Source organism: Micromonospora sp. NPDC048887, assembly GCF_040649715.1.
GTDB lineage: Bacteria > Actinomycetota > Actinomycetes > Mycobacteriales > Micromonosporaceae > Micromonospora.
The window spans coordinates 320,930-344,947 of record NZ_JBEZGA010000004.1 but is presented as its reverse complement, the minus strand read 5'-3'; the positions used below and the strand labels follow the sequence as shown (position 1 = coordinate 344,947).

The window sequence follows — 24,018 nt, the reverse complement described above, 5'->3', positions numbered from 1 at the left end:
TGCCGGCGACCGGCGGCTGCTGGCCGGTCGGTCCGTCCGCACGGCGGCGGTACGGCGCATCGGGCGGCCGGGGCGCCTCGGGCACGCCGGGCCAGGGACCGTCGGCGGGCCGGCGCGGGGCGGCGGTTTCGGGGCCGCCGGGCCAGGGACCGTCGGCGGCCCGGCGCGGGGCGCCGGTCTCGGGGCCGGTGGGTCGCACCGGCGGCGCGGCCGGAGCAGGCCCGCCGGGGCGGCGCATGACCGGGGGACGTGGACCGGGCCGGCCGTCGCCGGGCGTCTCCGGACCGGGCCGGCCACCGCCGGAGGGCGCGTCCACCACAGGTGGGCGGACCCCCGACGACGGGCCCCCGGCCGGGGGCGGGTCCATGCCGGGCCGGCCGGCCGGCGGTGACGGGTCCATGCCGGCCCGACCCGGGAACGCGTGCGGGTCCACGCCCGGCCGTCCGGGGGTCGGAGGCACTGCGGCGCCGGGGCGGCCGGCGCCCGGTGCGCCGGGGCGGCCCGCGGCCGGGGGCGCCGCCGGGCCGGAACGGCCGGTCGCGGGGGGCATCGCCGGGTCGGTTCGGTCGCCCGGGACGGGACCGCCCGGCCGGGAACGACCCGCGGTCTGTGGCGCGACGGGCGACGGCGGTACGGACCGGCCCGGAGCCTGGGGTGGCGCCGCCGGGGGCGGTACGGGCCGGCCGGGACCCTGGGGTGCGGTGGCCGGGGGCGGTACGGCCCGGCCGGGACCCGGGGGCACGGCGGCCGACGGCGCACCCGGCGGGGCTGCCGACGGAGGCGGCACCGGCTGACCGGTCGAGGGCTGCGGCGCGCCCCGAGCCGGGGGCCGCGGGGCCGTGTGGCCGGCGGCCGGCGGCATGCCGGGGCCCGGGGCGGCCGGCCGGGCCGGGCCGGGACGCGACGGGTCGGTGCCGGGATGCGACGCCGGGAGATTCCCGTCCGGCCCGAGTTCACCGCCCTGCTGCTTGGCGGTACGCAGGTCGTCGATCCAGCCGAGCTCCTCGCCGACGACTGTCGGGTCCAGCTCGGGCTCGGCCCGGCCGCGTCCCCACCGGCGGCCCTTGCCCCGCGGGTCGCGCCGCTCGTCGGGGCCGTCCGCCGGCCGCTCCGGACCACGCGCCATCACTACTGACCCCCCTCGGCGGCGTCGCTGCCGCCCTCACTCGCCCCGCTGGACTGCTCGCCGCCCCCCACCCGGGCCCCGTTCGCGGCGGCCGGGGCGCCGGCCTCCGCGCGGGTCGCCGGAGCCGGCAGCCCGCGGACGATCCGGCGCAGCAGCGGCAGCCGGGTGGCCACCGCCCGCTCCGCGCCGTGCCCGCTGGGCTGGTAGTAGTCGGTTCCGACGAGGTCGTCCGGAGCGTACTGCTGGGTGACCACCCCCCGGTGGTCGTCGTGCGGGTAGCGGTAGCCGGCGCCGTGACCGAGACCCCGCGCGCCGGAGTAGTGGGCGTCGCGCAGGCCGCGCGGCACCGGGCCACCACGACCGGCGCGTACGTCGGTGACGGCGGCGCCGATAGCTGTGGTGGCCGAGTTGGACTTCGGCGCGGTGGCCAGGTGGATGACCGCCTGGGCCAGGTTGAGCTGTGCCTCCGGCAGGCCCACGTACTCGACCGCGTGGGCGGCGGCGGTGGCCACCGTCAGGGCGGTGGGATCGGCCATGCCGACGTCCTCACTCGCGAAGATCACCAGCCGGCGGGCGATGAACCGGGCGTCCTCCCCGGCCACCAGCATCCGGGCCAGCCAGTGCAGTGCCGCGTCCACGTCCGAGCCGCGCATGCTCTTGATGAACGCGCTCGTCACGTCGTAGTGGGCGTCGCCGTCCCGGTCGTATCGCACGGCCGCCACGTCGACCGCCTGTTCGGCCACGGCCAGGTCGATCCGGCCGGTGCCGAGCGCTGTGGCGGTGGCCGCCGCCGCCTCCAGCGCGGTGAGCGCCTTGCGCACGTCGCCCCCGGCGAGCCGGACCAGGTGGTCCTCCGCCTCCTCGGCCAGCACCAGCGCGCCGCCGAGCCCGCGCTCGTCGGCCACCGCGCGGCGCAGCAGCCCGCGTACGTCGTCGTCGTCGAGCGCCTGGAGGGTGAGCAGCACGCAGCGTGACAGCAACGGCGAGATGACCGAGAAGTACGGGTTCTCCGTGGTCGCCGCGAGCAGCGTGACGGTACGGTCCTCGACGGCGGCGAGAAGCGAGTCCTGCTGGGTCTTGCTGAACCGGTGCACCTCGTCGATGAACAGCACCGTGGGCGGGCCGCCGGACCGGCGTTGGCGACGGGCGGTGTCGATCACGGCACGGACGTCCTTCACGCCTGCGGTCAGCGCGGACATCGCCACGAACCGCCGGTCGGTGGCCCGGGCCACGAGGTGGGCGATGGTGGTCTTGCCGCTGCCCGGCGGCCCCCAGAGGATCACCGACATCGGCGCCGCGCCCTCGACCAGCTGACGCAGCGGGGCCCCCGGCGCGAGCAGGTGTTCCTGCCCGACCAGCTCGTCGATGCCCGCCGGCCGCATCCGCACAGGCAGGGGCGAATCCGCCCGGGTGTCGGTGAAGCCGTCGGTGCCGCCCGCGCCCGCGGGTGCGCCGGCCGGCTCGCCGAGGGTGAAGAGGGCGTCCGATTCCATCACGAGAACAGTACCGGGCCGGGCCGACGACGCCGGAATCGCGCCGCCGACCCGACCCGGGTGGTCTTTTCCGGTCAGCCGCGACCCGGCCGCCGGCCCCGGTACCACCGGCCGCCACCGCCGCCGCGCGGGCCGGAGCCGACCCCGGCCAGGTAGAGCGAGAGCAGCAGGAAGCCGATGAGCATCAGGGTCGAGGTGCTGAACAGATCGGGGGCGCCGAGGTCGGTGTTCATGAAGTCGAGCAGCAGCGCGAAACCGAACACGATGGCCGCGAGAATGGCGAGCATGTCGTTCCTCCGGTGGGGGTTCCCAGCAGGTCGGCGACGGATGTACCCAATCGGTCTGTTCGTCAATCTCCACCGTGGAACGGACGGTGCCTCGACCTCCGGCACCGGCCCTGATGCTCGTACGCTGACGGAATGATCACGGTCGACGAGGTGCTGACCGGGCGGGCCGCGCTGCTCGCCTGCGGCGCGGATCGCGGCCGAGGGCTGGGCGCGGCGCTGACCGCCGGATGACGCGTGCCCTGTTCGGCAGGTACGACGTCGTGGCGCTGGGCGTCCACCCGGACAACGTGGGCGCGATCCGGCTGTACCGGCGGCTCGGCTTCACCGCCGCCGGACGCCGCACCTCCGTCACGCTCGCCTGACCCGCAGCGCCCCGCCCGGGCCCGCTTCCGCGTGAGTGGAACGCCATGGGTGTCAAACGACGGCTGAGACACCCATGACGTTCCACTCAGCGGAGGGCCACCGGCATGTGAGCGGCTCGCAACGGGGGCCCGGGCCGGGTGCGGGGGCCGGGCTCAGGCGCGGCCGGCGGGGGCCGCTGCGGCGGTCGCGTCGTGGGACGGGCCGGGCTCGGCGACCAGGCCGGCGTGGCCGGGGCCGCCACCGGTCACCTCCGGTTCCACAGTGGTGCCCGGCGGGGTACGGCGACCGGCGCGCCAGGCCGGCAGGTAGAGCGGCGCGGCCACTGCCAGCACCACACCGCCGACGACCATGGCGACGCCGACGCTCGTGGCGTCGGCCAGCGCGGTGAGCGTGACCGCGCCGAGCGCGCCGGCCGGCTGGGCGGCCATCGAGTTGAGCGACAGCACACTCGTCCGGTACGGCCCGTCGACCTGCCGGTGCAGCAGTCCCATGTGCAGCGGGTTCGACGCGCCGTGCACGGTGTAGCAGGCCAGGAAGGCGATGAGGATGCCGACCGGGCCGGCCAGCAGGCCCATGCCGACCACCGTCACGCCCTGCAGGATCCGCATCAGCGCGGCGGCCGGGGCGGCGCCGAGACGGCGCAGCAGGAACGGGGTGAGGGCGGCGCCGGCGGCGTTGGCGAGCCAGGCCGCCGTGCTGGCCGGGCCGAGCAGCGCCGCAGCGCGGTCCGGGTCGCCGAGCACCTCGGCGAGGCGCACCGGCAGCAGCGACTCGAACGTGACCATGCCGAAGCCCCAGAACAGTTCGACGGCGACCAGGGCCGCGAGCACCCGGTTGCGGCGCAGCAACCCGACTGCCTGCCCGACCATCCGGGGCGCGTCGACCACGGAGGCGCGCAGCGCGGCCGGGCCGGACGCGGGCCGCCGCTCGGCCATCAGCGCCAGCAGCGCCACGATGGAGACGGCCTGTAGGACGGCGGCGACGATCACCGGCAGCGCGAGGGCACTGACCGGGCCGACCGGGCCGAGCGCGACCAGGCCGCCGCTGAGCAGGGCGCCCGCGCCGATGGCGACACCGATCACGGTGCCGGCCCAGCCGAGGCCGCGCTCGTACTCGGCCTTCGGGTCGACGGCGAGCGTGGCGTCGACGTACCAGGATTCCATCGGACCGCTGTCGAGCGCCCGGTAGACGCCCTGCAATGCCCAGACCAGGAAGAACATCCAGAACGAGTCGGCCACCGCCATCAGCGCCAGCGAGCCCAGGCCGAGCACCCAGGCGACGACCAGCACCGGTTTGCGCCCGAGCGCGTCGGCGAAGCCGCCGGTGGGCAGTTCCAGCGCCAGCACGACGAGGCCCTGCGCGGTGGCGACGAGGCCGATCTGGGACAGCGTGAGCCCGCGCTCCTGCATCAGCAGGATCATCACCGGCATGAGCAGGCCGCTTGGTAGCCAGCGCAGGCCGTACAGCGTGAGGTAGCGGGTCCGGATCTGGCGTACGGACAGCGTGGTCACGGCTTCTCCTCGGCGGGCGGCGGGGTGGACCGTGGGTAGGCCGCGTCCATCGGCAGGGCGGCGAGGTAGAACTGCACCGTCTCGGCGGCGGGGTCGTCGGGGTCGGTGGCGTCACGGTGCCGCTCGAAGACCGCGAAGACCTCGTCCTGGATCGCCTTGAGGCGGTCGGCGGGAATCCGCATGAAGAAGTCACCCATACCGAAGCCGTCGCGCCAGGCCGGCGACCACCGGTGCCGCTGGGCGAACCAGCGTTCGGCGTGCTGGGCGAAGAAGCGGACGTAGTCCGCCTCGATCCACTCGATGGCCGCCCGCGCGTCGGGGTCGTCGTCGAAGTCGCTTGATTCCCAGTTCGTGACGTCGTGCGCGGCCCGCCAGTAGCGCTGGCGGCCGGTGCCGAGGCTCGGGTCCTCCACCACGAGGCCGACCTCGGCGAGTTGGCGCAGGTGGTAGCTGGTCGCGCCGCTGTTGGTGTCGAGCGCCTCGGCGAGGGCGGTGGCGGTGGCCGGGCCGCCCACGCGCAGCGCCCCGACCAGCCGCATGCGCAGCGGCTGCGCCAGGGCACGGACCTGGCGGTGGTCGATGCGTACGGTGCGCTCCTTCTTCTCCTCCATGAGATGCACAATATCTGTGCACACTTTACGTGCACAAGATGCTTGCAAAGAATCTGTGCAACTAGTCTACAGCTCGAAGATCCCCCGCAGGCGGGTCCGCAGCAGCCCGTTGGCGCGGGTGGAGTCGAGCACCACCTCACCGGCCGCTGGCACCCACCGAGCAGTCTCATCACTCCCCCTGAAGATCGAAGAGGCCCGCGTCATCATGACGCGGGCCTCTCCGGCAGGTGACGATCAGGTGGGGTCGGCCACCGGGGCGGCCGGGCCGGCGGTGCCGGCGTGCGGACCGGCCGGCGCCTTCGGCTTGGCGTCGATGCCGGCCTCGGCGCGCTGCTGCCCGGTGATCGGGGTGGGCGCGCCGGTCAGCGGGTCGAAGCCGCCCCGGGTCTTCGGGAACGCGATCACCTCGCGGATCGAGTCCGCGCCGGCCAGCAGCATGCAGACCCGGTCCCAGCCGAACGCGATGCCGCCGTGCGGCGGGGCGCCGTACTTGAACGCCTCCAGCAGGAAGCCGAACTTGTCCTGCGCCTCGTCGGCGGTGATGCCGAGCAGGTCGAACACCCGCTGCTGCACGTCGCCGCGGTGGATACGGATCGAGCCGCCGCCGATCTCGTTGCCGTTGCAGACGATGTCGTACGCGTACGCCAGCGCCCGGTCCGGCGCGGACTCGAACCGGTCCACCCACTCGGCGTTCGGCGAGGTGAACGGGTGGTGCACGGCGGTCCAGCCGCCGTCGTCCGTGCGTTCGAACATGGGCGCGTCCACCACCCAGCAGAACGCCCAGGCGCTCTCGTCGACCAGGTTCGCCCGCTTGGCGATCTCGATCCGGGCGGCGCCGAGCAACTCCTGCGCCTCGCGGGTGTTGGTGCTCGCGGCGAAGAAGATGGCGTCGCCGGGCTTCGCGCCGACCGCGTCGGCCAGGCCGGCCAGGTGCGCCTCGGACAGGTTCTTCGCCACCGGGCCGCGCGCCTCGCCGGTCTCCGCGTCCAGCACCACGTACGCCAGGCCGCGCGCGCCGCGCGCCTTGGCCCAGTCCTGCCAGCCGTCCAGTTCCTTGCGGGTCTGCGACGCGCCGCCGGGCATGACCACCGCGCCCACGTAGCCGCCCGCGTCGATCGCGCCGGCGAACACCCGGAACTCGGTGCCGCGCAGGTAGTCGGTCAGCTCGGTCAGCTCCACGCCGTAGCGCAGGTCCGGCTTGTCCGAGCCGTAGCGGGACATGGCGTCGTGCCAGGTGATGCGCGGGATCGGCCGGGCGATCTCGTAGCCGGCGAGGTCCTTCCACAGCGCCGAGACGATCGCCTCGCCGAGGTCGATCACGTCGTCCTCGGTGACGAACGACATCTCGATGTCGAGCTGGGTGAACTCCGGCTGCCGGTCGGCGCGGAAGTCCTCGTCGCGGTAGCAGCGGGCGATCTGGTAGTACCGCTCCATGCCGCCGACCATCAGCAGCTGCTTGAACAGCTGCGGCGACTGCGGCAACGCGTACCAGCTGCCCGGCTGAAGCCGCACCGGCACCAGGAAGTCGCGGGCGCCCTCCGGGGTGGAGCGGGTCAGCGTCGGCGTCTCGATCTCCAGGAAGTCCCGCTCGTGCAGCACGCCGCGGGCGATCTGGTTGGCCCGCGAGCGCAGCCGCATCGCCTTGGCCGGGCCGCCCCGGCGCAGGTCCAGGTAGCGATACTTGAGCCGGATGTCGTCGCCGGCCTCGATCTGGTCGTCCACCGGCAGCGGCAGCGGCGCGGCCTCGGAGAGCACCTCCAGCTCGGACGCGGTCACCTCGACCTCGCCGGTGGGCAGGTCCGGGTTCTCGTTGCCCTCCGGGCGGCGGGTGACCTCGCCGGTGACCTTGACGCAGAACTCGTTGCGCAGCGCGTGCGCGTCCTCCTCGCGGAAGACCACCTGCACGACGCCGGAGGCGTCGCGCAGGTCGACGAAGATGACGCCGCCGTGGTCGCGCCGGCGGGCCACCCACCCGGCGAGGGTCACCGTCGAGCCGGCGTCCGCGGCGCGCAGGCTTCCGGCATTGTGGGTACGGATCACGGCTGGCGTCTCCTCAATCTGGTCCACTCACTGCTCCCCGCATTCTGTCAGGGCGGGCGGGGCCCGCTCCCGGGCACCCGTCGAGCCCGGCCCCTCCTGGGAGGCGACAAAGCCCGGTGGCGCGCGTCGCCGGCGGTTACCGTGGCCGGGTGCGTGCCGTACCGAGCTGGGCCGTGGCCACCGGGGCCGCCGCGCCCGCGCTGCTGGTGGCGGGCTGGACGGTGGCCGGCGCCCGCCAGCCGGCGGGATACGACCCGGTCCGGGACACGATCAGCGAGCTGGCCGGCGAGGGCGCCACCGATCCGTGGCTGATGGGCGGCGCGCTGGTGCTGCTCGGCTGCTGCTACTGCGCCACCGCCGCCGCGCTGCACGCCGCCGGGCTGCCCAGCCGTTTCCTGCTCGCGGTCGGCGGGGTGGCCACGGTGGCGCTCATCGCGTTCCCCCGGCCGCAGGTGGGCGGCTCCCCGGCGCACGGGGTGGTGGCCACTGTGGCGGTGCTCGCGCTGGCGCTGTGGCCGGCCGGCACGGCGCTGCGCCTGCCCCGCAGGGTGCCGCGCGAGGTGGCCGCCTCCCCGGCGGGCCGGCCGCCGTGGGCGTTCCGCCGGCCGGTGGCGCTGGCCGTGACGGCGGTGCTGCTGGCGTTGTTCGGCTGGTCGGCGGCGGAGGTGACGGGCGGCTCCCGGACCGGGCTGGCCGGGCGGGTGGCCGCGCTCGCGGTGACGCTCTGGCCGCTGGCGGCGGTGCTGTCCGCGCGGCGGGCCCACCGGCACTGGACGGCCCGGCCGTCGGAGCCGCCCCGGCCGGACGGCCCGCCGCTCGGTCCGGGCCGCCTCGGCGCGGGCACCTGAGACGGGTACGCGGAACGGGCCGCCGGTCACCCGACGGCCCGTTCGTGGGAGTGCGTGGATCAGAAGACGCTCACGCCGTAGCGGCTGAGCGCCTCGGTGACCGGCTGGAAGTAGGTCGTGCCGCCGGAGGAGCAGTTGCCGCTGCCGCCGGAGGTGAGGCCCAGCGCGACGGTGCCGGCGAACAGCGAGCCGCCGCTGTCGCCCGGCTCGGCGCAGACGTTGGTGCGGATGAGGCCGGAGACGCTGCCCTCGGCGTAGTTCACGGTCGCGTTGAGCGCGCTGACGCTGCCGCTGCGCAGGCCGGTGGTGCTGCCGGAACGGCGGACGGACTGGCCGACGTACGCGTTGCCGGCCGAGGTGATGTCCTGGAAGCTGCCGTTGTAGAGCGAGACGTTGCCGGCCGCGTTGGCCGAGTTGCTGTGCCGGACGATGCCGTAGTCGTTGCCCGGGAAGCTGGTGCCGGTCCGGGTGCCGAGCACGGTGGTGCGGCTGGAGTTGGAGTACCAGGTCGAGCCGATGTTGGTGCAGTGCCCGGCGGTGAGGAAGTAGTACGTCGAACCGCTGCGCACGTTGAAGCCGAGCGAGCACCGGCCGCCGCTGGCGTAGATCGCCTGGCCGCCGGAGATCCGGGTGCTGAGCGTGCCGGCCTCGGCCTCGATGCGGATCGCGCCGTTGTGACGGGCGGCGGCGGCCTTGACCCGCTCCAGCTTGGCGCCGGTGACGGTGCTGTCGACGGAGACGACGACCTGGTTCGTGGCCGGGTCGGTCCACCAGGCGGTGCCGGGGATCTTGGCGGAGCGCTCCAGCTCGCTGGTGGCGGCGTTGAGCTTGTCCGCGCCGCGCGCCACGATCTTCGGGATGGCGCCGGCGTCGCGCACCTGGCGGGCGGTCGCGGTGTCGGTCACCGTGACGATCATCTTGCCGCTGGCGTCGGCGTACGTGCCGGCCGCGCGGGCACCGAGCTTCTCGACGAGGGTGGCGGCGGCGTCCGGCGAGAGGGCCGTGGGGGCGGCCTGCGCGGGTGCGCCGAGCAGCGAGCCGGTGACCAGGGTGCCGGCGACGGCGACTGCGGCGGCGCGGCGGAGCGTGGACCTCGTGGGTCGCATGTAACAACCTCCGAATGGGGGTGAACGGGCGCTGTCATGGGGGCGCGCCCGAGGACAACCCGGGTGACCTGGGGAAACCTCCCGGATGCCCAAAGTATTCACACATTTAAGATCATAAACAAGACATACCTTTGCCCGGATTCGCACCCGCGCGCGATGTAACGCCGAAGCAACAACATCGACACCATCTGTCAGAGCCGGTTCAGGGTCGCGGGGGTGGACCCCGGCACTCCGCGCGGCTCGGCAACCTCGCACCCCTCGGCGCAGCGCGAGCCGACCGGACCTCGCCGCCGCAGCCGCGGTGCGCACGCCCAGCAGCGAGCCCTCCGGGTCGGCCAGGTGGCGCCCACCCCAGCCGAGCACTGGTCAACGCCGAGCGCGGAAGGCCCGTACGCCTTCAACGGCGCACGCCGTCGAAGATCGGGCAGAGCACGACCAGGGTGCGCATCCGATACGGAACAATTTTCCGCCAAGGCAATGAAGCAAGCCCTGAACGCCCACTAGGGCGCTCAGGGCTTGCTGCTGGCATTACCAGCCTTCATTCAGGGTGCCCGCCAAGCTCCGGTCTGGGCGCACTGAAAAACAACGCACCACGGCGAGTCAGCGCATCGCGACTAGACGATCTGGACCGCCGTAATAGTCCTGCCGGGGGCTGCGAAACTCGTGGACTCACCGGGGTTGTAGAAGATTACGTCGCCGTTCGAGAGCGTTACGAAAGCCGTGTTGCTCCCGGCCTTGATACGAACCACACTGTTGATGGTCGTGTATACCTTACCCGCGCCACTGTAGCAGTGGTGATAGTTCAGAGCCGTAATGATGTCCACGGTAGAACTAGTGCATGACACCTTCGAGATGGCGAAGGCGGGCGTGCCGGGAATAGCCGCCAGAGCAAGCCCCGTGGCTGCCACCGCAGTGATCGCTCGCTTTACCCCTCGTCGCATAGGGAGCACCTTTCTCGTCGGCAGGTTCCGGCACACGAGGTCGTCATTTTGACGACCTCGTGCGTTGAGCAGAACGTTATCAGATAGATAGATGCATGACCATCTCTGATCGGCCATCATCACCCTGCCCGCGATGTCAACCGATTTACGACCTGCGTTTATCGGCTGCAGAAAATGTGTGCCTAGCTGCGGCTTCGATCCGACGAGCCGTATTGAGCACGTCGAAACGCGTGTGCATTGACCACCGAGGCACCAGGGGCGGGCATGCTCCGCCACGCCATCCCGAGGATTCTCGGTAGCTCGCTTCGGGCGGGGAGGAGCGGGGTGGGGCTAGCGCACAAGCAGGCGAGTGGCCCTGGCCGCGCGCCTCTCCTCGAAGCGGGACGCCTGGGTCTCCAGGGTGTCCAGGTGGGCGGCGATCTCGTCCCGGGCGGCCTCGCCGTCGGCGTTCAGGCCGGTCACCTCGAACAGGTTCCACTGCCGCAACACGGGCATCACCACGTCGTCGCGGTGCTGGCGCAGGTCGTAGATGCCGGCCAGCGCGATCGCCACCGACTTGCGGGCGAAGCCGTCGATGCCCACGCCCGGCATCTGGAAGTCGGCCAGCACGTCGGCGACCGCGCGCATGGCCTGCGACGGGGCCAGCTCGAACGCGGCGCCGAGCAGGTTGCGGTAGAAGACCATGTGCAGGTTCTCGTCCGCGGCCACCCGGGCCAGCAGCGCCTCGCACGTCGGGTCGCCGGTGGCCCGGCCGGTGTTGCGGTGCGAGATGCGCGTCGCCAGCTCCTGGAACGACACGTACGCCAGCGAGTGCAGCATCTCCTGGTCGTGCGCGTTCTGGTAGCCCGCCGACATGTGCACCATGCGGGCCCGCTCCAGCGCCACCGGGTCCACCGCCCGGGTCACCGTGAGGTAGTCACGGATCGCGGTGCCGTGCCGGCCCTCCTCGGCGGTCCACCGGTGCACCCAGGTGCCCCACGCGCCGTCGCGCCCGAACAGCGTGGCGATCTCGTGGTGGTACGAGGGCAGGTTGTCCTCGGTGAGCAGGTTGACGATCAGCGCGGTCCGCGCCACCTCGGGCAGCGTCGAGTCCTCCGGCGACCACGCCTCGCCACCCAGCGGGCCGTCGAAGGTGCGGCCCTCGCTCCACGGCACGTACTCGTGCGGGAACCACTCCTTGGCCAGCGACAGGTGGCGGTCGAGGTTCTTCTCGACCACCGGCTCGAGTTCGGTGAGCAGAGCGGTCTGGCTGAGCACGGTCACGACGTTCTCCCTACGGTGGCGTAACTTACGCCACCGTAGGTCGAAACGTCTTCAGACGCCAGTGCCGGCCGGGCCGACCAGCGGCTTCAGGTCCGCCCGGGGCGGCGTCCACTCCCCCGCCGAGGCCGGCACCTGCTCGCCGGAACGGATGTCCTTGACCTCGTCACCGTCCGCGCCGGGGAACCAGACGTACGGGATGCCGCGCCGCTCGGCGTACCGGATCTGCTTGCCGAACTTGGCCGCCGACGGGGACACCTCGGTGGGCACACCGCGCGAGCGCAGCGCCGCCGCGACCGCGTCACTGGCCGCCCGGCCCTCCTCGGCGGTGACCGCCACCAGCACGCAGGTCGGCACCGGACGGGACACCGACAGCGCCTCGGCGCCGAACAGCAGGCCCAGCAGCCGGGTCACCCCGATCGAGATGCCCACCCCGGGGAACCGGACGTTGCCCGAGCTGGCCAGGTTGTCGTACCGGCCGCCGGAGCAGATCGAGCCGAACCGCTCGTAGCCGAGCATCTGCGTCTCGTAGACCGTACCCGTGTAGTAGTCCAGGCCCCGCGCGATGCGCAGGTCGGCCACGCAGAGGCCGGGCGCGTGCGCGGCCGCGGTCTCCACCACCGCGGTCAGCTCAGCGACGCCCTCGTCCAGCAGCGGGTCGCTCACCCCGAGGCCGCGCACCGCGTCGGCGAAGGAGGCGTCCGGCGCGGAGATCTCGGCCAGCGACAGCACGGCCTTGGCCTGTGCCTCGCTCGCCCCGGCGGTGCTCGCCAGCAGCTCCGTCACCCCGGTCGGACCGATCTTGTCGAGCTTGTCCACGGCACGCAGCGCCGACTCCGCGTCCGTCAGCCCGATGCCCCGGTAGAACCCCTCGCAGATCTTGCGGTTGTTGACCTGGATGCGCACCGGCGGGATCGGCAGCGACCGCAGCGCGTCGCCGATGACCAGCGGCATCTCGGCCTCGTAGTGCGCCGGCAGCGTGTCCCGGTCGACGATGTCGATGTCGGCCTGGAGAAACTCGCGGTACCGGCCCTCCTGCGGGCGCTCGCCCCGCCAGACCTTCTGGATCTGGTAGCGGCGGAACGGGAACTGCAGCTTGCCGGCGTTCTCCAGCACGTACCGCGCGAACGGCACGGTCAGGTCGAAGTGCAGGCCGAGCGCGTCGTCACCGGCCGGGCCGTCGGCGTCGGCCTGCAACCGGCGCAGCAGGTAGACCTCCTTTGCGGTATCCCCCTTCCGCAGCAACTGATCCAGCGGCTCGACCGAGCGGGTCTCCAGTGGCGCGAAGCCGTACAGCTCGAACGTGGCGCGGATGCGATCGAGAACGAACTGCTCGATCATCCGCTGGGCGGTGGTCCACTCCGGGAAGCCGGAAATGGGCGTGGGCTTGCTCATCACGAACTCCTTGAGAACCCGCGCGGGCGCGGGCGAGGGTCTAGAGGCCTCGGGTGGGCGCGGCCGGGCGCGCGCCGCCGGTGCCCGCCACCTCGACGAGGAACGGGTTTGTCGCGCGCTCGCGGCCGATCGTGGTCGCGGGGCCGTGGCCGGGCAGGACGACCGTGTCGTCGGCCAGCGGGAGCACCTTGTCCCGCAGGCTGGACAGCATCCGGGGCATGCTGCCGCCCGGCAGGTCGGTGCGGCCGATCGAGCCGGCGAACAGCACGTCACCGGAGAGGCAGATCTGCTCCGCCTCCCAGGGCGAGCCGGCGCCGGGCAACCGGAACAGCACCGACCCGCCGGTATGGCCGGGAGCGTGGTCGACGGTGATCTCCAACCCGGCGAGCGACAGCGTCGCGCCGTCGGTCAGCTCGGCCACGTCGTCCGGTTCGGCGTACGGCAGCCGGCCGCCGAACAACTGGGTCAGGTCCATCGACAGCGCCTTGCTCGGGTCGGCCAGCAGTTCCCGGTCGTCCGGGTGGACGTAGGCGGGGATGCCCCGCGCGCCACAGACCGGGGCGACGGAGAACGTGTGGTCCAGGTGGCCGTGGGTGAGCAGCACGGCGGCCGGGTGCAGGCGGTGCTCGGCGAGCACGGCGTCGAGCTGGTCGAGCACCCCGATGCCGGGGTCGACCACCACGCACTGCTCCCCCGGCCCGGTCGCCACCACATAGCAGTTGGTGCCGAAGGCGTCCGCGGGAAAGCCGGCCACGAGCACGTCGCTCCCCTTTCCGTCCGGTCGTCGTCCCCCTGCAGCCTAGTCGCAGCGGCGAGCGGGTTGCGCCCGCCACCGGCCCCGCCTGCCCCGGCCGGGCTGAGACGGCGGGACCTCGTACACCACATTCACAGTCGCTACCCGTACACTCTGGCGGGCGTGTGGCGTGGCGCACCCCGATCGGAACGGCGGACGGCGCCCGGCGCCGGCGGCGATCAGGCAGAGGAAGGGGAGCACACGTGGCTTCCAGCAGGGACCGGCAGCGCAAACTGGCGCGCGCCAAACTCGATCGGCAGCTCGCCCGGCGGGCGGCGGCCGCGAAGCGCCGCCGGCAGATCCGGGCCGGCGTCGGTGCCGCGGTGGTGCTCGTGCTGATCGTGGCCGGCTCCGCCTGGGCGCTCGGCGCGTTCGACTCCGAGCCGGAGAAGAAGGCCGCCGAGGACGTCTGCCTCTGGACCGCCGAGGACGGCGCCGTCAACACCAACCTCAAGGACGTCGGCCAGCCGCCCACCACTGGCCTGCCCACCTCGGGCACCCGCCCGATGACGATCACCACCAACCAGGGTGGGCCGATCACGGTGGAGCTGGACCAGACCGACGCGCCGTGCGGCGCGGCGAGCCTGAGCTACCTGGCCGGCCGGTCGTTCTTCGACAACACCACCTGCCACGAGATCACCGCCGAGGGCGCGCTGCGCTGCGGCGACCCCACGGGCACCGGGCTCGGCGGCCCGACCTACTCGTTCTACAACGAGAACGTCCCGACCGCGCCGGAGCCCGACCCGTCGGCCTCCCCGGCGCCCGGGCAGCCCCCGGCGTACCCGAAGGGCACGGTCGCCATGGTCGGCAACCCGCCGGGCAGCAACGGCAGCCAGTTCCTGATCTTCTTCAAGGACGCCAGCCCGGCCAAGCCGGCCTACTCCGTGGTCGGCAAGGTCACCGGCGGCCTCGACGTGGTGGAGAAGATCGGCGCCCTGCCGACGGTGGACAATGGCAATGGCGCCAAGGTCAAGCCGAAGACGCAGGTGCTGGTCCAGAGCGTGACCGTCGGCGAGCCCGGCGCGGCACCGGCCGGCAGCCCCGCGCCGTCGCCCAGCGCCAGCGCGGGCTGACCCGACAAGCCGATCCGGCGGCCGCCGGCGGTGTCAGACATGATCCGGCGCGCGCGCCGACCCATACGCAGCAGGTGAGGAGTGACCGTGACGTCCACCAGAGACCGCCAGCGCGCGGCGGCGCGAGCCAAGCTCGAACGGGAGATGGCGGAGCGGGCCGGCCGGGCCCGTAAGCGCCGGCAGACCCAGGCGATCGTCGGAGCCGCCGCGGTGCTTGTGCTCGTCGTGGCCGGCACGGTCTGGCTGGCCACCTCGCTCGGCGGTGACGACGACGAGCAGCAGGCGGGCGGCGCCACCGGCGCGGGCTCCGTGCAGTGCGCGTACACGGAGGTGCCCAAGGAGGGCCGGCCGCCGCAGATCAAGGACGTCGGCCTGCCGCCGGCCCAGCAGGCGGGCAAGGGCACCCAGACGCTGACCATCGACACCAACCTGGGCCAGATCACCGCCAAGATCGACCGCGCCAAGGTGCCCTGCACCGCCGGTAGCTTCACGCATCTGACGGAGAAGGGCTTCTACAACAACACCAAGTGCCACCGGCTGGTTACCGAGGGCATCAAGGTGCTCCAGTGCGGCGACCCGAGCGCCACCGGGAAGGGCTGGCGGGACACCGACGGCATCGGCGGGCCGTCGTACAACCTGGCCGAGGAGAACCTGCCCACCGACAAGCGCCCGCCGTACCCGGAGGGCGTCATCGCGATGGCGAAGTCCAACCAGCCGGGCAGCACCGGCAGCCAGTTCTTCATCGTGTACGGCGACTCGCCGCTCGACCCGAACTACACGGTGCTGGGCACCATCACCGACGGCATGGACGTGGTGAAGCAGGTCGCCGCGGCCGGTGACGACGGCGCGTTCGCCAAGCAGGCCGGCGGCGGCCACCCGAAGAAGGAGATCACCATGACCAAGGTGACCATGAGCCCGATCCAGGGCGGCTGACCGCACCCCACGACGACGAAGCGCCCGCCGGCTGCGGATCCAGCCGGCGGGCGCTTTCGCGTGCGTCGTGGGTGGCTCAGGCCCCCGAGGTGACCCGGTACGCGTCGAACACGCCGTCGACCTTGCGGACGGCGGCCAGCAGGTGCCCCAGGTGCTTCGGGTCGGCCATCTCGAAGCTGAAGCGGCTCACCGCCACCCGGTCCCGGGTGGTGGTGACTGTCGCCGACAGGATGTTCACCCGCTCCTCGGACAGCACCCGGGTCACGTCGGCGAGCAGCTTGTGCCGGTCCAGCGCCTCGACCTGGATGGCGACCAGGAACGTCGAGGCCGACGTGAGCTTCCAGCTCACCTCGACCACCCGCTCCGGCTGGGCACGCAGGTCCTCGGCGTTGGCGCAGTCGTCCCGGTGCACGCTCACCCCGCCGGAGCGGGTGACGAACCCGAAGACCGAGTCCGGCGGCACCGGCGTGCAGCAGCGGGCCAGCTTGATCCAGACGTCGCTGACGCCGCGGACCACCACGCCCGGGTCGGCGCTGCTCTGCCGGCTGCGCGGCGGCCGGGTGGCGACGGCGGTCTCGGCGATGTCCTCCGCCGCGCCCTCCTCGCCGCCGTAGGAGGCCATCAGCTTCTGCACCACCGACTGCGCGGAGACCTGGCTGTCGCCGACCGCGGCGTAGAGCGAGGCCACGTCGGCCAGGTGCAGGTCCCGGGCGATCGCCATCAGCGCGTCCGAGGTGAGCATCCGCTGCAACGGCATGCCCTGCTTGCGCATCGCCTTGACGATCGCGTCCTTGCCGGCCTCGATCGCCTCCTCGCGCCGCTCCTTGTTGAAGTACTGGCGGATCTTCGTACGCGCGCGCGGGCTCTTGACGAAGCCGAGCCAGTCCTGCGTCGGGCCGGCGGTGTCGGACTTCGACGTGAAGATCTCGATCACGTCGCCGTTTGAGAGCGTCGACTCCAGCGGCACCAGCTTGCCGTTGACCCGCGCGCCGATGCACTTGTGCCCGACCTCGGTGTGCACCGCGTACGCGAAGTCCACAGGCGTCGACCCGGTCGGCAGCGGGATGACGTCGCCCTTGGGCGTGAAGACGTACACCTCCTGGCTGGACAGGTCGAACCGCAGCGCGTCCAGGAACTCGCTCGGGTCGGCCGCCTCGCGCTGCCAGTCCAGCAGCTGCCGCAGCCACGTCATCTCGTCGATGTGCGCCGGCGGGCCCACCACCGGGGTGCCCTTGTGCTCCTTGTACTTCCAGTGCGCGGCGATGCCGAACTCGGCCGTGCGGTGCATCGCGTACGTGCGGATCTGCATCTCCACCGGCTTGCCGGTGGGCCCGATGACAGTCGTGTGCAACGACTGGTACATGTTGAACTTGGGCATCGCGATGTAGTCCTTGAACCGGCCCGGCACCGGCTGCCAGTTGGCGTGGATGACCCCAAGCGCCGCGTAGCAGTCCCGCACCGTGTCGACCAGGATCCGCACACCCACCAGGTCGTAGATGTCGTTGAAGTCGCGTCCCCGCACGATCATCTTCTGATAGATCGAGTAGAGGTGCTTCGGCCGGCCGGTCGTCTCCGCCTTGATCTTGGCGGCCTTCAGGTCGGTGGACACCTTCTGGGTCACCTGGCGCAGCAACGCCTCGCGCTGCGGCTGATGCTCCCCGATCAGCCGGTTGATCTCCTCGAACCGCTTCGGGAACAGCGTGCCGAAGGCGAGATCCTCCAGCTCCCACTTGATCGTGTTCATACCGAGGCGGTGCGCCAGCGGGGCCAGGATCTCCAGCGTCTCCTTGGCCTTCTGCTCCTGCTTCGGGCGGGGCAGGAAGGTGAGCGTCCGCATGTTGTGCAGCCGGTCGGCCAGCTTGATCACCAGGACGCGGGGGTCCTTCGCCATCGCCACGACCATCTTGCGGATGGTCTCGGCCTTGGCCGCGTCGCCGAGCTTGACCTTGTCGAGCTTGGTGACTCCGTCGACGAGCAGCGCGACCTCACCACCGAAGTCGGCGCGCATCTGGTCGAGCGTGTATTCCGTGTCCTCGATGGTGTCGTGCAGCAGCGCCGCCACCAGCGTGGTGGTGTCCATGCCCAGGTTCGCCAGGATGGTCGCCACCGCGAGCGGGTGCGTGATGTAGGGGTCGCCGGACTTGCGGTACTGCCCCGAGTGCCACCGCGCGGCCGTGTCGAACGCGCGCTGGAGCAGCCGCGCGTCGGCCTTGGGGTGGTTCTCCCGGTGCGTCGCGATCAGCGGCTCCAGCACCTCGCTGACCTGCGAGGTCTGCCAGGGCGCGTTGAACCGGGCCAGCCGGGCGCGTACCCGCCGGCCGGTGGGCGCGTTGGAGAGGGCGAAACCGCCGCCGGCCGGGGATTCGGTGGAGCCCTCGGTCGGGAACGGCACCACGACCGCCCCGCCGTCGGCGGTCGCGTCGGACGCGCCGGTGGCACCGATCGCCCGCGCCGGCGGGTTGCCGCTGCGCTCGGTCACCGAGCCGTCCGCGTCGCCTGTCGGGTGCACCGTGCCCTCCACCGGAGGGACGACATCGTGGGACACCGGCCTCCTCACCGCTCGCCGGAATGCGCCGGCCGTCCGGCCGACGTCTGGTTCAACCGGCCCGGGGGCCGGTGTTGTTCCACGCGGTCGCCGGGGGCCGGGCCCCGGCGCCTTCGCCGCCCCGGACAGCTCGGCCGGGGCGGGCAAAGGGCAATGCTACCCGCACGCAGGGTACGCCACCGCTCCCCCGGGCGGTCGGTGCCGACCGCCCGGACGGGCCGGCCTGGTCAAACGGTCAACAGGGCATGGACCGGGCGCGGTGCCAGCCGCTCACGGCCGGCCAGGAAGCCCAGCTCCAGCAGCACGGTGAACCCGGAGACCGTCCCGCCGGCGCGTTCCACCAGGTCGAGCGTCGCCTCGGCGGTGCCGCCGGTGGCGAGCACGTCGTCGAGCACCAGCACCCGGTGACCGGCGGTGAAGGCGTCCTGGTGCACCTCCAGCGTCGCCTCGCCGTACTCGAGCGCGTAGGAGGCCGAAAGGGTGGCCCGGGGCAGCTTGCCGGCCTTGCGCACCGGCACCACGCCGACCCCGGTGGCGTACGCGACCGCCGCGGCCAGCACGAACCCGCGCGCCTCGATGCCGGCGACGGTGTCGAACGAGTCCGGCCCGTGGTGGGCGATGATGCCGTCGATCACCGCCCGGAACGCCTCACCGTCGGCGAACAGCGGCATCAGGTCCTTGAACACGACACCCGGCTTGGGGAAGTCCGGCACGTCCAGCAGCCGACTGGCGACGAGCTGGGCGACCTCCGGGCCGATGTCTCCGCGTATCCCTGCGGTGTGGGTCTCCGTCACGGTATGTCCCATGTCCTCTCGAAACGACGACGGCGTCCGTCATGCCGTGACATCAGCATGGCGGACGCCGTCGAACCAATTCCGTCCGGTCCTACGGTCAGCGGCGCTTGCCGCCGGGCCGGTTGCCGCCACCACCGGCGGGACGACCGCCGCGGGCTCCGCTGGGGCGCTTGCCGGTCGGGCGGGCGCCCACCTTGGGCGCGGCGCCGGCCAGCGCGGCCGCCTCCGGGTCGATCGGCGCGTCGGCGACCGGCGCGGCGGCCGGCCGGCCCTTCGGCGTGATCTCGCCGCGGGCGAGCGCGGCCCGGCGGGCCTGCACCCGCTTGTTGTGCGCGCTGATCCGGGGGTCCATGTTCTTCAGCAGCACCAGCAGCGGCGTGGCCAGCAGGATCGAGGTCAGGAACGCCACCGCCATACCGACGAACAGCACCAGGCCGAGGTCCTTCAGCGTGCCCGCCCCGAGCAGGCCGGCACCGATGAAGAGCAGACCGCCGACCGGCAGCAGCGCCACCACCGAGGTGTTCAGTGACCGCATGAGGCTCTGGTTGAGCGCCAGGTTGGACGCCTCGCCGTAGGTGACGTTGTTGTTCGCGGTGATGCCGCGCGTGTTCTCCTGCACCTTGTCGAAGACCACCACCACGTCGTAGAGCGCGAAGCCCAGGATCGTGAGGAAGCCGATGATCGTCGACGGGGTGACCTCGAAGCCGACGAGCGAGTAGATGCCGGCGGTGAGGACCAGGTTGGTCAGCAGCGAGATGATGGCGGCGACCGCCATCCGCCACTCGAAGCGCAGCACCAGGTAGATCGACACGACCGCGATGAAGATCAGCAGACCGAGGAAGGCACGCGAGGTGACCTGGCTGCCCCATGCCTCGGAGACCTGGCTGCCGCTGATCTGGTCGGCCTGGATGCCGAACTCCTGAGCGATCGCGGCCTTGGCCTCGTTCGCCTGCTCGGCGGAGAGCTGCCCGGTGCGCATCTCGTAGAACTCGCCGCTGGTGCCGCCGACCTTCTGCGCGCTCACCACCTCGACGCCGGGCGCCTCGTCGGCCAGCACCTCGTCGACCACCTGCTCGGCCCGGTCCAGCGTCCCGACGCTGGCCGGCACCTGGAACGAGTTGCCGCCGGCGAACTCGATGCCGAGCTTGAACCCGCTGATCGCGAAGCTGAGCACGGCGACGAGCACGAGCAGGCCCGCCACGCCGAACCACACGTTGCGGCGCCCGACGATGTTGAGATCCGCCTCGCCCCGGTAGAGCCGGGCGGCAAGACCGCTCTTAGCCATCTCAGGCCTCCTTCACACGCGGGTTGCGGGCGGTGCCCGGCTCGGCCGACCGGGCCGGGAGCGCCCGGCCCAGACCGCTGACCCGCGGCGACAGGAACGCCTTGGTACGGGCGAACATCGTCATGATCGGGTGGCGGAAGAGGAACACGACGACCAGGTCCAGCACGGTCGCCAGGCCGAGCGCGAAGGCGAAGCCCTTCACCGCGCCGACCGACACGATGTAGAGCACCACCGCCGACATCAGCGTGATGGCGTTGGCCGAGATGATCGTCCGTCGGGCCCGGATCCAGGCGCGCGGCACCGCGCTGCGTGGACTGCGGCCCTCCCGGATCTCGTCTTTCAGTCGTTCGAAGTAGATGACGAACGAGTCCGCGGCGACGCCCAGCGACACGATCATGCCGGCGATGCCGGCGAGCGTGAGCGTGAAGCCGATCGACCGGCCGAGCACCACGAGCGCGCCGAACACCAGGAGCGCGGAGAGCACCAGGCTCAGGAAGATGACCGAGCCGAGCAGACGGTAGTAGAAGAACGAGTAGATGATGACCAGCAGCATGCCGATGCCGGCGGCCAGCAGACCCGCCTTGAGGTGGCTGTCGCCGAGCGTGGCGGTGACGTTCTGCTGCTCCTGCGGCTCGAAGGTGACCGGCAGCGCGCCGTAGCGCAGCTGGCTGGCCAGCGCGTTGGCGGCCTTGCTGTCGAAGCTGCCGGTGATCTGCGAGTCACCGGTCAGCACGCCCTGGATCTCCGGGGACGAGACGATCTCGTTGTCCAGCACCACGGCGACGCGGCACTTGCCGTCCTGGCCGAGCGCGGTCTGGTCGCAGGCCTGGCCCTCGTTGTTGAACGCCTCGCGGGTCAGCGCGGTCCACTTCTCCTGGCCCTTGCCGGTGAAGTTCAGGCTGACCACCCAGGAGCTGGTCTGGTCGAGCTGGGCGGAGGCGTCCTTGACATCGGTGCCGAGCACCTTCGCCACGTCCAGCAGGTATTTCGCGCCGGACTCGCAGGCGACCGCCTTCTGCTTCTCGTCCTTGATCGAGGCGGCGGGCCGCGTGTCGAGCTGGGCGCAGGTGATGGTCGGGACGTTGAACTGCATCTCCACCGGCAGGACCGCGACCTCCTGCGGGGAGAGCGTGCCGAACGGCTTGAGCTTGTCGGCCAGCGACGGGTCGGTGGTCAGGTCCGCCGGGGCCTGCAGGCCGGAGGCGGCGGCCCAGGCGGGCGCGCCGACCTTCTGCTCGACGGCCTTGCGCTGCTGCTCGATGCTCTGCGGCACCGGCTCGGCGCTGGCGCTCGGGCTCGGGCTGGCGGCGCTCGGGCTCGCGCTCGGCGCGGCGGCGCTCGGCGTCGCCGACGGGGAGGCCGGGGCCATGCCGCCCTGGCCGCCGGCGCTCGGCGACCCGCTCACCTTGGGGCTCGCGCTCGCCTTCGGCGACGCGCTGCCCGACGGCGCCGGGCTGGCGGACCCGGACGGGGTGGCGCTGGGCACCGGCGCGGGCGCGGCTGCGGCGCCACTGCCGTCGGTGGCCTTGAGCACCTTGCGGAAGCGCAGCTCGGCGGCCTCACCGACGTCGGTCAGGTCGCGGTTCTGGCCGGGCAGGGAGATGACGATGTTGCGGTTGCCCTCGGTCACCACCTCGGCCTCGGCCACGCCGTAGGCGTTGACCCGGCTCTCGATGATCTGCCGGGCCTCCTCGAGGTTGTCGGCGGTCGGGGGCTTGCCGTCCACGGTGTTCGTGGCCTCGAGCGTCAGCCGGGTGCCGCCGACGAGGTCCAGGCCGAGCCGGGGCTCCAGCCGGTCCTTCCAGCCGCCGCTGGCGCCGCCCGAGAAGAACACCAAAAGATAGAGGACGACGAAGATGAAGCCGAGTACGGCGAGCTGCCGTCCGGGCCGCATCTGTCCCTGAGGTGGTGCCACGGCTGTCCTGTCTCCCTGTACGGTCGCGCCGCTTCCGCGGCGGCGACAACTGTCGGGCCGGGGGTGTCCGCCCGACTGCTCCGGCGGGTCGGCACCGGAGCACGGCACGCCGGCTGGTGCGCGGCGTGGGGGCGCCGCACGGCCCGGCCGGATGCCGACGCCGGGCGCCGACCCCAACTATCCACTTGTACGGATGAATCCGCTGCCCCGTCCGGGGCGGGTGGTCACTCCTTGACCGGCTCGGCGTCCTCGGTGATCGTCTCCTCAGCCGGAGCCTCGGCGCGCTTGATCACCCGCGCGACGGCGGGGCGGGCGTACCGGGTCTGCACGCCGGGCGCGACCTCCAGCAGGACCGTCTCGTCCTCGACCGCGGTGACCGTGCCGTGCAGGCCGCCGATGGTGACCACCTCGTCGCCCGGGGCGAGGGCGGACTGCATCTGCTCAGCCTCGCGGCGGCGCTTCTGCTGCGGACGGATCATCATGAAGTACATGACGACGAAGAGCAGAGCGATCATGAGGATCGGCGTCAGACCGCCGGCTCCTCCGCCACTCGCTGCTGCGTAAAGCACGGTGTAGACCTTCCGGTTGGCGTCCGCCCCGGCGCCGGAGGGCGCCGCAGCGGAAGCGAATTCTCACGTCCTGTACAAACGCGGCGAAGTCTAGTCCCTGCTCCTGAGAAGACCGAATGCGGCACAGATCACGAACGGATCACGGCTGGTCGGTCTGCACCGAGAACAGATCGGGCCCCGGAGGGGCATCCATCCCAAATGTACCATTCGGGGGCGTGCGGCCCAGATGGCGCCAGGCGGCCTCCGTCGCCACCCGCCCGCGCGGGGTACGGGCCAGCAGCCCGGCCCGGACCAGGAACGGCTCGCAGACCTCCTCGACCGTGTCCGGCTGCTCGCCCACCGCCACGGCGAGCGTGGACAGGCCCACCGGGCCGCCCCGGAACGAGTCGACGAGCGCGGTCAGCACCGCCCGGTCCAGCCGGTCCAGGCCGAGCGCGTCCACGTCGTAGACGGTCAGCGCGGCCCGCGCCGTCTCCAGCGTGACCACGCCGTCGGCGCGTACCTCGGCGTAGTCCCGCACCCGGCGCAGCAGCCGGTTGGCGATGCGCGGGGTGCCCCGGGACCGGCCGGCGATCTCCGCCGCCCCCTCGGCCCGGATCGGCACGCCGAGGATCCGGGCCGACCGGTGCAGCAGCGTCTCCAGGTCGGCCGGCGCGTAGAAGTCCAGGTGCGCGACGAAGCCGAACCGGTCGCGCATCGGGCCGGTCAGCAGGCCGGAGCGGGTGGTGGCGCCGACCAGCGTGAACGGCTCCACGTCCAGCGGAATGGCGGTCGCACCCGGACCCTTGCCCACGACCACGTCGACCCGGAAGTCCTCCATGGCGCTGTAGAGCAGTTCCTCGGCCGGCTTGGCGATCCGGTGGATCTCGTCGATGAACAGCACGTCGCCCTCGGCGAGGCCGGTCAGGATCGCGGCCAGGTCACCGGAACGCTCGATGGCCGGGCCGCTGGTCACCCGGATCCCGGTGCCCAGCTCGGCGGCGACGATGTTGGCCAACGTTGTGTTGTGCACCACGAAGTCGTTAACCGTGAAGGTGTGGTCGCCGTCGACGGTCAGGCACCGGCACTCCTGCAGGCCGACCGCCTCGACGGAGGCCACCCGGTCGGCGGCGAGCCGTTCGTCGAATCGA

18 protein-coding genes and 1 pseudogene are annotated in these 24,018 nt (G+C 72.5%); 4 read left to right on the top strand and 15 right to left on the bottom strand.

The genetic code is table 11. The features are described 5' to 3' along the window. Window positions 1–1,128: 1,128 nt before the first annotated feature. Together AB0C17_RS09315 and AB0C17_RS09310 are read right to left on the bottom strand one after the other, a co-directional pair. Window positions 1,129–2,619 carry a replication-associated recombination protein A gene (locus AB0C17_RS09315; protein ID WP_357477735.1) on the bottom strand — a complete coding sequence of 497 codons (1,491 nt, stop codon included), beginning with the start codon at window positions 2,617–2,619 and terminating at the stop codon, window positions 1,129–1,131. Window positions 2,620–2,693: 74 nt separating this feature from the next. Continuing rightward, window positions 2,694–2,906, bottom strand: coding sequence for a hypothetical protein (locus tag AB0C17_RS09310; protein WP_018785054.1), 213 nt, complete (start codon window positions 2,904–2,906; stop codon window positions 2,694–2,696). Window positions 2,907–3,133: 227 nt separating this feature from the next. On the opposite strand from AB0C17_RS09310, the gene AB0C17_RS09305 reads away from it, so the two are divergent. Further along, window positions 3,134–3,268, top strand: a complete 135-nt coding sequence (locus tag AB0C17_RS09305; RefSeq protein WP_357477732.1) for a hypothetical protein — start codon at window positions 3,134–3,136, stop codon at window positions 3,266–3,268. A 153-nt stretch (window positions 3,269–3,421) separates the two neighbouring features. Here the strand turns inward: AB0C17_RS09305 and AB0C17_RS09300 are convergent, their stop codons facing one another. From AB0C17_RS09300 to aspS, 3 genes are all read right to left on the bottom strand, one after another. Beyond that, window positions 3,422–4,780 carry an MFS transporter gene (locus tag AB0C17_RS09300; RefSeq protein WP_357477730.1) on the bottom strand — a complete coding sequence of 453 codons (1,359 nt, stop codon included), beginning with the start codon at window positions 4,778–4,780 and terminating at the stop codon, window positions 3,422–3,424. Next, window positions 4,777–5,391: a helix-turn-helix domain-containing protein gene (locus tag AB0C17_RS09295; RefSeq protein ID WP_357477727.1), complete on the bottom strand. Its 615-nt coding sequence runs from the start codon at window positions 5,389–5,391 to the stop codon at window positions 4,777–4,779. The genes AB0C17_RS09300 and AB0C17_RS09295 overlap by 4 nt, the downstream gene beginning before the upstream one ends. 234 nt (window positions 5,392–5,625) lie before the next feature. Then, a complete protein-coding gene (gene aspS / locus AB0C17_RS09290; protein WP_357477859.1) occupies window positions 5,626–7,431 on the bottom strand; it encodes an aspartate--tRNA ligase in 1,806 nt (601 codons plus the stop codon). Between the two features lie 149 nt (window positions 7,432–7,580). Here aspS and AB0C17_RS09285 point away from each other — a divergent pair, with 149 nt between their 5' ends. Further along, entirely contained in the window at window positions 7,581–8,279 is a 699-nt protein-coding gene (locus AB0C17_RS09285) for a DUF998 domain-containing protein (RefSeq protein WP_357477724.1), read from the top strand. A gap of 59 nt (window positions 8,280–8,338) precedes the next feature. Here AB0C17_RS09285 and AB0C17_RS09280 read toward each other — a convergent pair whose 3' ends face one another. The 4 genes from AB0C17_RS09280 to AB0C17_RS09265 form a co-directional block, all read right to left on the bottom strand. Beyond that, entirely contained in the window at window positions 8,339–9,385 is a 1,047-nt protein-coding gene (locus AB0C17_RS09280; RefSeq protein WP_357477720.1) for an alpha-lytic protease prodomain-containing protein, read from the bottom strand. Between the two features lie 1,271 nt (window positions 9,386–10,656). Continuing rightward, window positions 10,657–11,589: an acyl-ACP desaturase gene (locus AB0C17_RS09275; RefSeq protein ID WP_357477717.1), complete on the bottom strand. Its 933-nt coding sequence runs from the start codon at window positions 11,587–11,589 to the stop codon at window positions 10,657–10,659. A 51-nt stretch (window positions 11,590–11,640) separates the two neighbouring features. Further along, complete coding sequence (hisS, locus tag AB0C17_RS09270; protein ID WP_357477714.1) at window positions 11,641–12,981, bottom strand: histidine--tRNA ligase; 1,341 nt, start codon at window positions 12,979–12,981, stop codon at window positions 11,641–11,643. 40 nt (window positions 12,982–13,021) lie between these two features. Further along, window positions 13,022–13,741, bottom strand: a complete 720-nt coding sequence (locus AB0C17_RS09265) for an MBL fold metallo-hydrolase (RefSeq protein WP_357386529.1) — start codon at window positions 13,739–13,741, stop codon at window positions 13,022–13,024. Window positions 13,742–13,977: 236 nt separating this feature from the next. Here AB0C17_RS09265 and AB0C17_RS09260 point away from each other — a divergent pair, with 236 nt between their 5' ends. Next, complete coding sequence (locus AB0C17_RS09260) at window positions 13,978–14,847, top strand: peptidylprolyl isomerase (RefSeq protein ID WP_357477711.1); 870 nt, start codon at window positions 13,978–13,980, stop codon at window positions 14,845–14,847. An 87-nt stretch (window positions 14,848–14,934) separates the two neighbouring features. Next, window positions 14,935–15,780: a peptidylprolyl isomerase gene (locus AB0C17_RS09255; RefSeq protein ID WP_357386533.1), complete on the top strand. Its 846-nt coding sequence runs from the start codon at window positions 14,935–14,937 to the stop codon at window positions 15,778–15,780. 76 nt (window positions 15,781–15,856) lie between these two features. Here AB0C17_RS09255 and AB0C17_RS09250 read toward each other — a convergent pair whose 3' ends face one another. The 6 genes and pseudogenes from AB0C17_RS09250 to ruvB form a co-directional block, all read right to left on the bottom strand. After that, a complete protein-coding gene (locus tag AB0C17_RS09250) occupies window positions 15,857–18,301 on the bottom strand; it encodes a bifunctional (p)ppGpp synthetase/guanosine-3',5'-bis(diphosphate) 3'-pyrophosphohydrolase (protein ID WP_357386594.1) in 2,445 nt (814 codons plus the stop codon). A gap of 251 nt (window positions 18,302–18,552) precedes the next feature. Beyond that, the gene (locus AB0C17_RS09245; RefSeq protein WP_357386535.1) at window positions 18,553–19,119 is read right to left on the bottom strand and encodes an adenine phosphoribosyltransferase; all 567 of its coding nucleotides are present in this window, start codon (window positions 19,117–19,119) and stop codon (window positions 18,553–18,555) included. A 97-nt stretch (window positions 19,120–19,216) separates the two neighbouring features. Next, window positions 19,217–20,404 (bottom strand): protein translocase subunit SecF, encoded by a 1,188-nt coding sequence (gene secF / locus AB0C17_RS09240; protein ID WP_357469186.1) that lies wholly within the window; start codon window positions 20,402–20,404, stop codon window positions 19,217–19,219. A 1-nt stretch (window position 20,405) separates the two neighbouring features. Further along, complete coding sequence (gene secD / locus AB0C17_RS09235; protein ID WP_357386539.1) at window positions 20,406–22,319, bottom strand: protein translocase subunit SecD; 1,914 nt, start codon at window positions 22,317–22,319, stop codon at window positions 20,406–20,408. Between the two features lie 224 nt (window positions 22,320–22,543). Then, entirely contained in the window at window positions 22,544–22,888 is a 345-nt protein-coding gene (yajC, locus tag AB0C17_RS09230) for a preprotein translocase subunit YajC (protein WP_357386541.1), read from the bottom strand. 139 nt (window positions 22,889–23,027) lie between these two features. Continuing rightward, window positions 23,028–24,014: pseudogene (ruvB, locus tag AB0C17_RS09225) on the bottom strand (Holliday junction branch migration DNA helicase RuvB); the annotation flags it as partial. Between the last annotated feature and the right edge of the window lie 4 nt (window positions 24,015–24,018).